Origin of the sequence: Amycolatopsis sp. PS_44_ISF1, assembly GCF_032335455.1 — a bacterium.
GTDB lineage: Bacteria > Actinomycetota > Actinomycetes > Mycobacteriales > Pseudonocardiaceae > Amycolatopsis.
Genome location: NZ_JANUXO010000003.1, coordinates 650062 through 664429 on the forward strand (window position 1 = coordinate 650062; position 14368 = coordinate 664429).

The window sequence follows — 14368 nt, forward strand, 5'->3', positions numbered from 1 at the left end:
GCGGCCGCGATGAGGTCGTCTCCCGAGGGCGATGCTTGATCGGGTGCATACTGGTTCGATGGAGCGAGCGGAGGTCGCGAAGGAGCTGGGGCACTTCCTGCGCACCCGTCGCGAACGTCTCGGCCCGGACGGCGGATCCGGCCGTCGGCGGACCCGCGGGCTGCGCCGCGAGGAGGTGGCGGAAAAGGCCGCGGTCAGCCGCGAGTACTACACCAAGCTGGAGCAGGGGCGCGCGCCCAACCCGTCCTCGGACGTGCTCGGGGCGGTCGCGTCGGCGCTGCTCCTGTCCAGCGACGAGGTCGGGTACGTGGAAGACCTGGCTGTGCTGCTGAGGGGCGGGAGCGTCCCGGAGGGCGCCGGCGATGCCCCCGACGGGGTCGGCGCGCGTCTGGTCGAGGCCATCGGGGACCGCCCCGCGTTCGTCGTCGACCAGCGGCTGGACCTCACCTCGTGGAACGACATGACGTGCGAGCTCCTGGTCGACCTGGAGTCCCTGCCTCCGCACCACCGCAACCTCTCGTGGCTGGTGTTCACCGACCCCGAGGTCAGATCACGATGCGTGGAGTGGGACGAGGTCGCGCGGCAGAACGTCGCCCTTCTCCGAGGGGGAGCCGGACGTCATCCAGACGATCGCCGGATCGTGCAGCTCGTCGGTGAGCTGTCCGCGCGGAGCCGTTCGTTCGCCCGCCTCTGGACCTCCCACGACGTGCTGGGCCGCAACCACGGCTCCCGCCTCCTCGAGCACCCTCGCGCCGGTCGGTTCGAGGTCCACTACGACGCGCTCCGCCTCCCCGGACCGTTCGAACGGCACCTCACGGTCTACTCGGCCCGCGACTCCGTCGGTGAGCGAGCGCTGAGTCTCATGAAGTCCCTTTGCGAGGCCAGGCGGCAGGACGAGACCGGGCCGGGCCGCGCCTGCCGCTGAGCCTCGATCGCGGAGCCCGGCTCCCTGGTGCTCCGCGACTTTCTCTCGGCCGAGGACGGTCCCTTCCTGGTCCACACGCCAGGACCAGCTCGCCGACGCCGAACGCGGGCCGGTGCCATGGGTGGCTCTCGCAGGGTGTGGTTGGGGCCGCACCGGAGGCATAGCTTCCAGAAGTCGAGTCCGGCAGCGCCCGAGCCCCCCGCTCGGGCGGGTCCGGGGCCGCCCCGACCTCAGGAGCAGGAATGACCGACGTGCTCGCGCGGATCGCGCCCGGTGCCTGGGCGTGGATCCAGGGCGACGGCTCGTGGTGGATCGGCAACGCCGGTCTGGTCGCGGGAGACGAGGGGGACATCCTCATCGACACCTGTGCGACCGAGACGCGTACCCGCCGATTCCTCGACCAGGTCAAGGCCGTGCGGCCCGGCTCGCCGATCCGGTTCGCCGTGAACACCCATCTCCACGGCGACCACACGCACGGCAACAGCCTGCTGCCGGGGAGCACGATCATCGTCGGGCACTCGCAGATGCGGGCGGGCTTGGCCGAGGACACCATCATCGACGGGTGCCCGCCGTTCTGGAACCCGGTCCCCGACTGGGGCGGGGTGCGCAAGCGGCTTCCCTCGGTCACCTACGAAGACCGGCTGGTGCTCCACAGTGGATCGACGGAGGTGCACGTCGTGCACCCCGGGTGCGTGGCGCACACTCCCGGCGACTCGGTCGCCTTCGTTCCCGCGGCCGGCACCCTGTTCACCGGGGACCTGTTGTTCCACGGGGTCACGCCCCTGGTCTTCATGGGCTCGCTCGACGGTGCACTCCGATCCTTGGACCGGATCGCGGAATTCGACGCGGACGTGGTGGTCCCCGGCCACGGTGCGGTGCTCCGGCGGGAAGACCTCGACGCGGTTCTGGAAGCGCATCGCCGGTACTACCGCCTGATCCGGACCGCCGCCCGAGCGGGGGTCGCGGCCGGGATCCCCCCGCTGGAAGCGGCGAGACGGGCCGAACTCGGCGATTTCGCGGCGTTCCCGGACGCCGAGCGGATCGTGCTCAACCTGCACCGCGCTTACGTCGAAATCACGGACGGGACCTTCGATCTCCTCGCGGCGTTCGAGGACGCAGTGCTTTACCACGGAGCGCCGCTGCCCACCTCGGTTTGACCGACCCACTCCACAGGGACACGGCATGCGATTCATGACCTTCTCCGACAACGGCACCGAGCGCCTGGGTATCGCCGCTGACGGCAGGCTGTACGCCCTCCCTAAGGGGACAACGCTCCTGGGCCTGCTCCAGGAAGGCGGAGAAGCACTTCGCCGAGCAGGCGAGGGCGCGTTGAAGGAGCGGGACGAGGTGCTCTCCCCGGAGGACCTGGTGGTCCTGGCGCCCATCCCGACGCCACCGACCGTGCGCGACTACACGACCTTCGAGCAGCACGTCGAGGGGGTCATCCGGCTGGCCGATCCCGGCGCCGCGGTGCCCGAGCAGTGGTACGCCGCGCCGATCTTCTACTTCACCAACCCCTACGCGACGCTGGGCCCGTACGACGATGTGCCGCTTCCCCCCGGCGAAACCCGGTTCGACTTCGAGCTCGAGATCGCCGCCGTGGCCGGTGGACCGGGGCGGGACCTCGGCGTCTCCGAAGCCGAGGAGCTCATCGCCGGCTACACGATCCTCAACGACTGGTCGGGCCGCTCCGTGCAGTTCCAGGAGATGACGGTGCGCCTCGGACCGTCGAAGGGCAAGGACTCGGCGACCTCGATGGGCCCCTGGTTCGTCACGCCGGACGAGCTGGCGCCCTTCCGGCAGGGGACCTCGTTCGATCTCCGAATGCGGGCCTCCGTGAACGACGAGCTCATCGGCGCCGACACGTGGTCGAACATGGCGTTCGGCTACGGCCAGATGATCGCCTACGCCTCGCGCGGCACCCAAGTCCGCCCGGGAGACGTCTTCGGCTCCGGGACCGCGGGGCACGGCTGCTTGGCGGAAGCCTGGGGCCACAAGGGTTTCGACGCGCACCCGCCGCTCACTCCCGGCGACGTCGTCACGCTGGAGGTCGAACAGCTGGGCGTGCAGCGGTCGAAGGTCGTCGACCGGCCCGAGCCCGCCCGTGACGTGGAGATCTACCGGTCGAGATCGGCACGAAATCCCCTGGGGCGGTGACTACCTGCAGTTCGTTCCCGGGCCCGCCTCAGGCGCCCCGCGCTGAGCTGCTTCGCCCGACCTCCCACGCCCATCGCCGAATCGAAGGAGCATCGATGCACATCGAACGCGACGTGGCCGTCCCGACCCGTGACGGTTCCCCGATCGTGGTCGACGTCCTGCGCCCCGAGGGGACCGGGCCGTTCCCGGTCATCACCTCGATCAGCCCCTACGGCAAGGACGTGCACTGGCCCGACCGCTACCCGCTCTACGAACTCGTGGCCAACCACGAGAACATGGTCTGGGAGACCCCCGACCCCGCCTGGTGGGTCGAGCGCGGGTACGCCCTGGTGCGCGCCGACACCCGCGGCACCGGCAAGTCTCCGGGCCGGCTCGACCTGTTCGGCCGGCGCGACGCCGAGGACTTCTACGACGTCATCGAGTGGGCCGCCGATCAGCCCTGGTCCAACGGCAAGGTGGCCACCAGCGGCATCTCCTGGCTGGCGCAGATGGGCTGGCGCGTGGCCGCCCTGCAGCCACCGCACCTGGCCGCGGTCGTGGCCTGGGAGGGGGCCACCGACTTCTACCGCGAGCTGGTCTACCAGGGCGGCCTGTACGCCAACAGCTTCATCGACTTCTGGTGGGCCCGGCAGATCGAGCCGCAACGCAACGGCCCCGACGGCGACGACTGGCGGGACGAGCTCCCCCGGCACCCCCTCATCGACGACTACCACCGCGAACGCACCGTGGACCTCGAACAGGTCACCGTCCCCGTCCTCTCGGCGGCCAACTGGGGCGCGCTGCACGTACACCTGCGGGGCAACATCGAAGGCTGGCGCCGGGCCGCGTCGAGGGACAAGTGGCTCGTCGTGCACACCGGCACGCACGTCGACCCCTACTACGCCGACTGGGCCCAGGAACTGCAGCTCCGGTTCCTCGACCGCTACCTCAAGGGGCGGACCGACCGCATGGACGGCGTCGCCCCCGTACGGCTGGCGATCCGGCGCGGCCGCGAGACCACCTGGCGCGACGCCACGGACTTCCCGCTCCCCGGGACCTCCTACCGCGAGCTCTACCTCGGCGAACAGACCCTCGACTGGACCCCTCCCGCCCAGGCCACCTCGATCACCTACCCCGCCGCCTTCGACACCGCCCCCGCAACCGAGACCCTCGAGCTGACCGGGCCGATCGCGCTGCGCCTGTGGATCTCGGCCGACCAGGACGACCTCGACGTCCTGGCCCGCATCGAGCACCTCGACGCCGACGGGAACCCCATCCCGGGCATCGGGCCGCAGGGCGGACCCGTTCCGATGACCATGGGGTGGCTCAAGGCTTCCCACCGGGCCGTCGACGTCGAGCGCTCCACCCCGTCGCGGCCCTGGCACCCCCACGACCGCGCGATCCCGCTCCCGGCCGGGGAACCCACCCGGCTCGAAGTCGAGATCTGGCCCACCAGCATCACGATCGGACCCGGCGAGCGGCTGCGCCTCGCGCTGGTCGCCGGCGACAGCGACCTCGGGGTGCTGGCGCACGACCACCCCACGCTGCACCGCCCCGCGAGCGGAGCCACCCTGCACCTCGGCGGACCCAAGCCCGCGCACCTTCTCGTCCCCGTCATCGCGCCGCCGGACCCTTCGCGCGCGCGTGCGAACTGACCGGCGGTTTCGCCCCGACTCCGTACTCCGACCGACACCGCACTCCGGATGAACAGAGGAAACCTCAGATGACCACCCCAGCACCGATGACCACGCCGAAGCCCGGTGGACTCCGGGACGCCCCGATGAACCCGGGCGCTGTCCTCATCCGCGGGGGAACGGTCCTGAGCATGGACCCCGCGGTCGGGGACCTGCGGCGGGGGGACGTCCTCGTCCGCGACGGCGTCGTCGTCGACGTCGCGCCGCGCGTGGAGGCCGAGGACGCGGAGGTCATCGACGCCACCGGCCTGGTCGTCATGCCCGGGCTGATCGACGGGCACCGGCACATGTGGTACTCGCCGCTGCGCGGGATCGGCATGGACGCGACGCTGGTCGACATGATGACGGCCTTCTGGCCCCGGATCGCCGCGCACTTCACCCCGCGCGACGTCTACGTCGCGAACCGGGCGTCGATCCTCGAGGCGCTGGACAACGGCATCACCACCGTCCTCGACTACTGCCACATCATCCACACGCCGGACCACGCCCCGGAGGCCGTCCGCCCGTACCTCGAGCTGCCGATCCGGGTGCTGTTCGGGGTGACCCAGCCGGCGGGGGCCGCCGACGGCCCGGGGGAGACCGACGGGTGGGACGTGGCGCGGAACCTGCTCCGCGACGTCATCCCGGTGGACCACCCGCGCATCCGGCTCGCCCTGGCCGTCGACGGCCCGGACGTGGGCCCGTGGGACCGGACCGTGGTGGACGTGCGGGCCGCCCGGGAGCTGGGGCTCCCGATCACGATGCACATCGCCGGTTACGCCGACCCGCCCCGCGCCACCGTGGGCCGGCTGCACGAGGCCGGTCTGCTCGGCGCCGACATGTCGTTCGCGCACTGCAACCCGACCTCGGTCGAGGAGTTCGCCCTCATCGCCGAGGCGGGCGCACGCGTCGTGATCAGCCCGCAGGCGGAGATGAGCATGGGCATGGGGCTACCGCCGACAGCGCGGATGCGCGCAGCGGGCGTGCCCGTCGCGGTGGGCGCCGACGCGGTGTCCTCGGCGACCGGCGATCAGTTCGACGAGGCACGCGCGGCATTGCTGACCGAACGGTGCACCCAGGCGGTTTCGATGATCGAGCGTGGTGAACCGGTGGTTTCGGCGGCGCAGCTCGGGATGACGACCTACGAGGCGCTGCAGGCGATCACCGTCAACGCGGCGCGCTCGGTCTGGCTGGAGGACCGGATCGGTTCGCTGACCCCGGGCAAGGCCGCGGACATCATCCTGCTCCGCGGCGACGACCTGAACCTCGCGCCCCTGGTCAACGTGCACCAGACCGTGGTCGGGAACGCACACGGCGGGAACGTCGACACCGTCCTGGTGGGCGGCGAGATCGTGAAGCGCAACGGGCGGCTGCTCGTCGACGTCGATCGCGCGCAGGCCGCGCGCGAGCTGCGCGAGACCCGGGACCGGATCTACGGGATCGAGTTCGAGCACGCGATCGTCCCGCCCACCGGGCCCGCCGAGTAATCACCACCGCCCCGGCCGAAGAACTGCCGGCCCGAGTGGCCCTCGTCGCGGGCGCCGTCCGCGACGAGGGCCACGCTCACGGCACGCGGTCTCGCGGGCCGGCACCGGCATCCCGTTCGGCATTTCCAAGAAACACCGGACCGATCCTCCTGACAGTCTCGCTTCGATCAAGAACTGCCCCGATCGGAGCGCCTGCACGGCGAGCCAGGCGGACCTGCTGGTCTTCGTGGCGCTGATCGACGTGTTCTCCGACAGCGCGGCCTCATCCCGCTGATCACCCACCGGTGTGAGACACCGTCCCGCCTCCTGCGAGGCCAGACGCTGACTTCAGCCGCACTTTGTTGTCGGGGGGTACCGCCTGGTTGGCCTGGTGATCGCCGATGATGTGGCGCGCTGCGCCTATTGCAGCGTCATCGGACGGGGAAGACGTGCGGCTGCGGCCCCGAATGGAACGCCGACCCGAAATCATCCGGGTGAACGAAGACCGCCCACGACATCCTCGGCTGCGGCCGGATCAGCTCAGGACACTAGCGCTCCTGTAACGGCGGAAGGGACCGGCCAGAGTGCCGCCGACGATGACGAGGATTGCGCAGAGGAGTGCGGGCGCGGACCACGCGATCGTGAGTGGCAGCACCGCGGCGAGCGCCCCGGCCCGCAGGTCGCCCAGGCTCGGACCGCCTGCGACGACCACCGTGTAGACCCCTTGGAGCCGGCCACGCAGGTGGTCGGGCACGGAAGTCTGCAGGATCGTCTGCCGGTAGACCGCGCTGACGAGGTCGGCCGCGCCCGCGACGCCGAGCAGGCCGACCGCGAGCCACAAGCTCGGGGCGACGCCGGCCAGCGCGACCGCGCCGGCCCACACCGTCACGGCGACGGTGAGCGCCATCCCCTGCCGCCGAACGCGTCCGATCCAGCCGCTGAACACGCCCGCCACCACCGCGCCGAGCGCGATCGACGAGTACAGCAGGCCCGCGCCGCCGTGCCAGCGGGTTTCGGCGGCTTCGGGGAACAGTGCGCGCGGCATCGCCAGTACCATCGCCGCGATATCGACCAGAAACGACATCAGCAGGACCTTCCGGCCGGCGAGGAACCGCAGACCTTCTCCCACCGCCCGCAGCCCCGCCCGGCCGAGCGACGAGGTCGGCGGCAACGGAGGCAGGCGGAACGCGGAGTAGAGCGTGGCGGTGAACAGCACCGCGTCGGCGCCGTAGGCGTACCCGAAACCGCCGGGGAGTCCGATCAGGACACCTGCGATCATCGGCCCGAGCACCTGCCCGACCGTCGAGACGGTGTAGCTCAGCGCGTTGGCGGCAGGCACCAGGTTCGCGGGCACGAGGGCCGGGGTGATGGCCCCGCGGACCGACGAGGACACGGCGAAGCCGCCGGCCTGGACGGCGACCAAGGCCAGGATCAACGGCACCGAACGGAGCCCGGCGAGCGCCTGGGTGAGCAGCGCGAGCGTGATCGACCAGGTCAGCACCGACGAACCGAGGTTGAGGCGGCGCCGGTCGACCGCGTCGGCGACAGCGCCGCCGTAGAGACCGAACACGAGGATCGGGACGAGCCCGGCCACACCGACCAAGCCGACGTCGAACGACGACCGCGAGATGTCGTACACCTGCACCGGGACGGCGACCTCCGTCACCATCGTCCCGATCACCGCGGCGCCCTGACCCACGACGGTCCGGCGGTAGGCCGGAACGGCCAGCGGCCGGGTGTCGGCGGCGAAGCCGCGCAACCGCTTCACCGGACCTGCCGACGTCATCGGACTGCTCGTGCGATCGGCATGCCCTCACCGTGGCACCTGCACCGGTGGCATGCTTCCGGTAATCTGCCCTCTCGTGTCGCAGTCTCGCCATCAGCACTTCGCCGGTCAGGTGATCGAACGGCACCGCCACGATGAACACCAGCTGGTGTACGTCAGCCGCGGCGTCCTCGCGGTGCACACCGAGCGCGGCGCTTGGATCGCCTCCGCCGACCGAGCCCTGTGGATCCCCGCGCACACCTGGCACGAACACCGCGTGTACGGCGACGCGGAGGTCCTCACCTTCATGTTCCCCGGCCAGGATTCGCCGCTGGCCTCCGATTCGCCCGCGGTCGTCGCGGTCAACCCGTTCCTTCGCGAGCTGCTCATCGCCCGCACCGAACCCGGCCTCACCGCCGCGGAGGCCGGCCCGCTCCAGGCCGTGCTCCAGGACCGGCTCCGCCGCGCCCACGACCGCCCTTTGACCCTGCCCACCGCCCGCGACGCCCGGCTCGCCCACGCCTGCCGGCTCGTCACCGACGATCTGAGTACCCCCCGGACCATCCGGTGGCTCGCCCAGCACGCCCGCACCAGCGAACGCACCCTCGCCCGATTGTTCCGGCTGGAGTTCGGCATCACCTACCCGCAGTGGCGCACGGCGACCCGCGTGTTCCACGCGATGATCCACCTCGCCGAAGGCGCCACGGTCACCCAGACCGCCCACCGCTGCGGCTGGGCGACCACGAGCGCGTTCGTCGACACCTTCGCCCGCACGATGGGACAGACCCCCGGCACCTACCAGCGACGGCCGAAGCCCCCGGGTCACCCAGCGCGGTAGCTCACCTGAAGTGCCGGCACACCGAGATCTCTGCGACCCCGGACGCATCCGAGCCGTCCCGCGCACGGCCGAGATCCAACCGAGGCCGGGTGCCGGGGTGCGGTGCCGGGAATGGGCACGCGCGGACCGGGGCCGGGGTGGCGGCGACAGGAGTGCCGCTGCCACCGCGACCGTCGGCGAAGGCGCTCAGTGATCGAAGGGGTTCCCCCTCGTTGCCGGTGGGGGAACCCGGACGGCCTCTACCGGCCGAACCATTGGCGCAGCGCGGTTTCCGGGTTTTCGGCGCCCGCTGCCCAGCATATGTGGCCGTCCGGGCGGACCAGTACTGCCCGCGCGTCCACTGCGTCCCGCCAGTCTTCGGTCACGGTCGCCGGTACGTGGTCGACCCGGTCTTGCGCGTGGCCGGCCAGCGTCGCTTCGCCGTCGAGTTCCAGCAGCAGGCCCCGGCCACCGCGGAGCAGGTCGAAGGTGCGGGTCGGGCCGGTGGCCGTGATCAGCCCGAGGTCGGGCATCCGGGAGCCCACCAGGGGATGGGGCGAGTCGCCGTAGCGCACGTCGAGGCCGGAGATCAGGCCGGCCAGGTAGCGGTTGCCGTCGGGTGTCCGCGCGAGATCGAGGACGATGTCGCGCAGCGCAGCGATGTTCTCGTCTTCGATCACGTTCATCAGCACGCCTTGGGCTTTGGTGTTGTCCAGCACCCGGGCGGCCACCGGGTGGCGCTCGGCGTGGTAGCTGTCCAGCAGCGCGTCTCCCGCCCGGTCACGCAGCCGGGCCGCGAGCTTCCAGCCGAGGTTGACCGCGTCCTGGATGCCGAGGTTGATGCCCTGCCCCCCGGCCGGGAGGTGGATGTGCGCCGCGTCGCCGGCGAAGAACACCCGATCCGCCCGATACCGGTCGACCTGCCGCGAAGCGTTGCTGAACCGTGATGCCCACCGGATTTCCTGGAGGTCGGTGTCTTCGCCGTGTACGGCGTGCAACGCGGTGCGCGCCTCGGCCAAGGTGACCGGGGTGTCGCGGGGGACGCGGTTCGGTGAGCTGAACATCAGCCGGTAGCACCCGTTGTCCAAGGGGGACAGTGCCGTCCAGTGGCCGTTCTTGCCGCGGACGTGCCGGCTGAAGTGCTCCACTGTGGCCGGTACCGAGTCCGACCGGCTGGTCAGCACGACATCGGCGACGACCGCGGAGAGCGTGCCCGCCGTGCCGGGGAAACCGATCCCGGCCAGCTTGCGCACCCGGCTGTGCGCGCCGTCGCACGCGGCCAGGTATGGCCCGCGTATCCGCACCGTCTCGCCATCCGGGCCGGTGACGGTTGCGGTGACGCCCTCGGTGTCCTGATCCAGGGTGACCAGTTCGTGCCCGCGCAGTACTGGGATGCCGTGCTCGACGACCCGCTTCTCCAGCACGTCTTCGACCCGGTCCTGCGGAATCGGGACACCCCACGGATGCCGGGTCCGCCAGGGCCGGCAGTCCAGCGGCACCGGCAGCGCCGCGAAATGACCGCCCGCCCCGTGCCGCGCCGTCGCGCGGTCCAGCACGTTCTCGAGCAGGCCCCGCTGGTCCAGCACCTCGGCGGTGCGCGGCTGCAGGCCGCCGGCCTTGGACTGGCCGCTGCGCTCGGCCAGCTTGTCCACCACCACGGTCCGCACCCCGGCCAGGCCCAGCTCGGCGGCCAGCATCAGCCCGGTCGGCCCGGCGCCCACCACGATGACTTCGGTCTCCATCGCCCCTCCACTTCTTAGGTATACTCGGTATATATGTATACCAGGTTTACCTAAGGTCTTGGGATAGGATTTCCCGGTGGCCGGGTTGCGAGAGCGCAAGAAACTACAGACCAGGACCGCGATCTCCCAGGCGGCGATCACGCTGTTCCTGCGGTCCGGCTTCGACCGGGTCTCGGTCGTGGAGGTGGCCGAGGCGGCGCAGGTCTCCAAGCGCACCCTGTTCCAGTACTTCCCGACCAAGGAAGACCTGGTGCTGCACCGCTTCGCCGATCACGAGACCGAGACCGCCCGGGTGGTCTCGGACCGTACGGCGGGGGAGACGCCGCTGACCGCGCTGCACCGGTTCTTCCTGGACCGCCTGGCCGAGCGCGATCCGGCCTACGGCCTGTGCGACGCCCCCGAGGTGCTCGCCTTCTACCGGATGGTCTCCACGACCGACAGCCTCATGGCCCGCTTGCGGCAGTACGGCACCCACGGCGACGCGGCGCTGACCGACGCGTTGTGTGCGGCCGGGGCCGCTCACACGACCGCATACCTGGCCGCCCGCCAGATCAACCGGACCTTCCAGGCCCTGGTCGAGCTGAACTGGCGGCAACTGGCCGAGGGCCGCCGCCTCGACGACCTGTACCCCGAGTCCGTGGCCAACGCCGACCACGCCTTCGACCTGCTCCGTGGCGGACTTGACCGCCAGATCGGCTGACCCCGGAAGAAGTCCCCGGCCGACCATGCACTCCTGGGTTCGGCAACACGTGTGCTTTCCCGGGCCGCCGCGTTCGTCACGCACGCCGGCATGGGCGGTGTCGCCGCGGCTCTGTACTACGGCGTTCCGATGATCGCCGTACCCTTTACCGCCGAGCAGGAATTCGCCCCGCGCGCATCGAAAACCTCGGTCCGGAGTCCGGATCGCTGAGCACGAGGTCACCGCGGAATCGCTGCGGACCGGGGTGACGCCGTACCGAAGGGTGCTTACCGCCTGGCCCTCCTTCGCCGCGAGACGCACGACGCGGGCGGGATGCGCCGGGCCGCGGCGATCATCGAAGAGAGCTTGGCCTGACGGCCGGTCAGGCAGCGGAAGACTGCTGCGACAACGCCGGACCGCTTCTCGCGTCGGCTGATCATGGTGGCCGCCGACCTGGTGCGCTCGAGCAGCCAAGGCGTTTCGGCGACGTTGCCGCTCAGCGGCCACGCTTGCATCTGGCAGCTGTCCGTTCTCCAGGCGGTACACGCCGCCGCAAGCGCCACCTTCGGCCCGGCCGCCATTGGTCTCGTGCCCGCACTGGTTCCCGGCGAACGACTGCAGTCGACCAACGGCGCGCAGTGGCGTTGTCCGACAGCACCGTCGTGGGCCCCGCTTTCACCGGTCTCCTGGCTTTTCTCACAGGCCCTGGCTGGGTGATCGCAGCGGACGCGACGAGTGTCAGTGCTCTCATGCTCGCGACGATGCCGCCGCGCGAGCAACCGCGGATTCGGGGCGACTCCTTCATCCGGGATCTCTGCGGGAGGGGCGGAGCAAGTTTCGCGGCCGGAGCTGGTCGTGGGTGACCGTCGCCGCTTTTCCTTCAACATCTCGCGCTCGCTCTGGCGCTGCGGCTTCCACGGCTCCCTGCGGGCCACGACGCTGCAACGGACCAAAACTGTCCGGAGTGAGCGCATTCGCCACCTTCGGCATACTGGCCAGCCATCCGGCCGGACAAGCGCTGGCGGCTCCGGCGGTCGCCGCAATCGGGGTCGGCTCGACGCCGTGGTCGACCGGATGCGCACAGCTGCCGTCGACCGCTGCGGCGCTCTGCCCGCCGTCAGTCCGGAAGCTGCGAATCAGATGCTCTCGCAAGAGAAGCCCGGCGCTGACGCCAGGGCGCTTGTGGCGTTCTGGAGTGTGCCCCCGGCGCGATTCGCTCCACAACCCCACGGCAGTAAAAAGCCTCCTGAGCTGCAGTTTTCCGGTGTAGTCGACATCGAGCGGTACCGAAGGGGTGGGCAACGTGCTCTTCACCGAAGACGGAGAGTGCGTTTGGTCACTGTGGGTTCAATGCTTTTGCACCGCTCTGGTGGCGCTCGGAGCCGCGTACGCCTCGTATCGGCACGGTCGCGAGTTCGCGCTGCACTCTGGCGCCGACGGGGCGACCGCATCGATCTGGCCCTTGATCGTCGATGGTCTTCTGACCACGGCCGTCGATGGTCTTCTGACCACGGCCACCGTCGAGCTGTGGAAGCCATCGCCCGGGAGGCACCTCGGCGGGCGGTGTACTGCCTGGGTTGCCTTCGGTTTCGGCATTTCGCTGTCACTGTGCGCAAACATCGGATCGGCGCCGACGCTGACCGTCTTCTCGGTCGCGGCCTGTCCTCCTCCTGCCCTGCTCCTGGCGGTCGAGTTGCTGAACCGGGCGTTGAAGCGCTACCGGCAAAGCCTGGAGGGCAATCCGAGCCGCCGTGAAGAAGAGGCCGACGAGACGGGCAGCGACCCTGAGTCAAATACTTGCCCTCGGCAGGTCGCGGAGGATTTCGAGCTCGGCGCCGAATTATCTGCGGAAGAGCGAATGTGGGCTTATTACCAGGCTGAACGTGCCAAAGGCCAGACTTCTACGGGAGCGAACCTGGACCGGATCGCCGGCACGAACAATTATGGCGACGCGTTCTTCGACGCTGGCGCGCTGACGGCTGCGACCCAGCTGGGTGCTCGACCCGAAGTGATCCCTCGCCAACGCTCGCTCCGATACCTGTCTCGGCAAGCTGAACGCAGCCTCGCGAGCCTCACCCGCTGGTTAAGAGTCGGCTGCTTGATCTGTCGGATAATGTCAAATGATGCCGGGCAAAATCTTTTCCTCTGCTCGGCGGCGGTCTCGGTCGTGCGTTGATGCCGGTGGGTGTCGTGGTGTGTCGTCGCGTTTCGGACGGCTCGGGCTCGGCTCGGGCTCGCCAGTGTCGGACCTCGCCAGTGTCGGACTCTGCCGTCGAGTTCATGGTTTCTGCGTGTTGCTGCGCGGGGTTGAACGGGGAATTTCGAGGCAGCCGGTTAATTGATGTTGGTTGCAGGTTTGAATCCTGGGCGGGAATACCAAAGGATTGAACAGGGTTGACCAGCTTTTTCGTACTGGAAGCCTAGTAGTTGGGTCACATTTCGAGTTGTCTTCGCGCCCGTGACGGCAACCGGGGGGGCGACTAGCCCGTCCCAGGTTGGCAGGATCGACTGTCAGAAGCTGCGTGGGGAGACTGCCACGGTGCTTGTGTCCATGATCACTTAGGTCAGGGACCACCCCCGCTCGCGCGCGGAGAACATTTCGTGACTTGAGATTTTACGCGCTGGTCGGCTGGTTTTCATTCACTTTCGTAGAACGCGTGCATGGGAGCTAGCGCGCTCGCGTGGCAGCTTGCCTGCTCGTGCGGGGTAGACGAGAGGTGCTTGGTCACTGCTGCGACGACCGCTGTCAGTCGCGAGATTGCAGCGTGCCTGCGCGGGGGAGACTCCCGAACCGCCGCGACGGACTCGGGCACCAGCTGCGCGGCACCGACCACCAGCTTCGCTTCACCGTCTACGACCTCACCGGCAACGAACCCGTCCCCGCTGGGACCACCGCGGTCCTGATCGACCACCACACCCGCGTCGGCGAGTTCGTCATCCAGCTCGCCCCCCCGCACACTGCGGCCACGGCCACGGCCACGGCCACGGCCACGGCCACGGCCACGGCCACGGCCACGGCATCGGCACCGACGCCACCCATCTCACCCTTGACTACGCCTTCCGTATCACCGCGCTGACCTGCATCCACCTCTCCGTCCTCGCCCCCAACTACGGCGCGGTCCGTGCCTACGAGCGGGCCGGCTTCCGCACGATCGGCGAACGCCG

Annotated in this window: 12 protein-coding genes; 10 read left to right on the forward strand and 2 right to left on the reverse strand. The window is 70.0% G+C overall.

Translation table 11 applies throughout. The annotated features are described in order from the left end of the window. Positions 1–58: 58 nt before the first annotated feature. The 5 genes from NYF13_RS29300 to NYF13_RS29320 all read left to right on the forward strand — a co-directional run bounded on the left by NYF13_RS29300 (position 59) and on the right by NYF13_RS29320 (position 6221). Complete coding sequence (locus NYF13_RS29300; protein ID WP_315661126.1) at positions 59–925, forward strand: helix-turn-helix transcriptional regulator; 867 nt, start codon at positions 59–61, stop codon at positions 923–925. Between the two features lie 242 nt (positions 926–1167). Then, positions 1168–2082 carry an MBL fold metallo-hydrolase gene (locus NYF13_RS29305; RefSeq protein WP_315661127.1) on the forward strand — a complete coding sequence of 305 codons (915 nt, stop codon included), beginning with the start codon at positions 1168–1170 and terminating at the stop codon, positions 2080–2082. A 25-nt stretch (positions 2083–2107) separates the two neighbouring features. Continuing rightward, complete coding sequence (locus NYF13_RS29310) at positions 2108–3082, forward strand: fumarylacetoacetate hydrolase family protein (RefSeq protein ID WP_315661128.1); 975 nt, start codon at positions 2108–2110, stop codon at positions 3080–3082. A 95-nt stretch (positions 3083–3177) separates the two neighbouring features. After that, positions 3178–4716 (forward strand): CocE/NonD family hydrolase, encoded by a 1539-nt coding sequence (locus NYF13_RS29315; protein WP_315661129.1) that lies wholly within the window; start codon positions 3178–3180, stop codon positions 4714–4716. A gap of 68 nt (positions 4717–4784) precedes the next feature. Further along, complete coding sequence (locus tag NYF13_RS29320) at positions 4785–6221, forward strand: amidohydrolase family protein (protein WP_315661130.1); 1437 nt, start codon at positions 4785–4787, stop codon at positions 6219–6221. A gap of 514 nt (positions 6222–6735) precedes the next feature. On the opposite strand, the gene NYF13_RS29325 is transcribed toward NYF13_RS29320, so the two are convergent. Next, the gene (locus tag NYF13_RS29325) at positions 6736–7986 is read right to left on the reverse strand and encodes an MFS transporter (RefSeq protein WP_315661131.1); all 1251 of its coding nucleotides are present in this window, start codon (positions 7984–7986) and stop codon (positions 6736–6738) included. A gap of 76 nt (positions 7987–8062) precedes the next feature. Here NYF13_RS29325 and NYF13_RS29330 point away from each other — a divergent pair, with 76 nt between their 5' ends. Next, positions 8063–8803, forward strand: coding sequence for a helix-turn-helix transcriptional regulator (locus tag NYF13_RS29330; RefSeq protein ID WP_315661132.1), 741 nt, complete (start codon positions 8063–8065; stop codon positions 8801–8803). Positions 8804–9042: 239 nt separating this feature from the next. On the opposite strand, the gene NYF13_RS29335 is transcribed toward NYF13_RS29330, so the two are convergent. Further along, positions 9043–10524 (reverse strand): FAD-dependent monooxygenase, encoded by a 1482-nt coding sequence (locus NYF13_RS29335; protein WP_315661133.1) that lies wholly within the window; start codon positions 10522–10524, stop codon positions 9043–9045. A 76-nt stretch (positions 10525–10600) separates the two neighbouring features. Between NYF13_RS29335 and NYF13_RS29340 the strand changes: the two genes are divergently transcribed. The 4 genes from NYF13_RS29340 (at position 10601) to NYF13_RS29355 (ending at position 14280) form a co-directional block, all read left to right on the forward strand. Beyond that, positions 10601–11224, forward strand: a complete 624-nt coding sequence (locus NYF13_RS29340; protein ID WP_315661134.1) for a TetR family transcriptional regulator — start codon at positions 10601–10603, stop codon at positions 11222–11224. Positions 11225–11275: 51 nt separating this feature from the next. After that, positions 11276–11434 (forward strand): hypothetical protein, encoded by a 159-nt coding sequence (locus NYF13_RS29345; RefSeq protein ID WP_315661135.1) that lies wholly within the window; start codon positions 11276–11278, stop codon positions 11432–11434. 1072 nt (positions 11435–12506) lie between these two features. Then, positions 12507–13379, forward strand: coding sequence for a DUF2637 domain-containing protein (locus NYF13_RS29350; protein ID WP_315661136.1), 873 nt, complete (start codon positions 12507–12509; stop codon positions 13377–13379). A gap of 589 nt (positions 13380–13968) precedes the next feature. After that, positions 13969–14280 (forward strand): hypothetical protein, encoded by a 312-nt coding sequence (locus tag NYF13_RS29355; protein ID WP_315661138.1) that lies wholly within the window; start codon positions 13969–13971, stop codon positions 14278–14280. Positions 14281–14368: the final 88 nt, after the last annotated feature.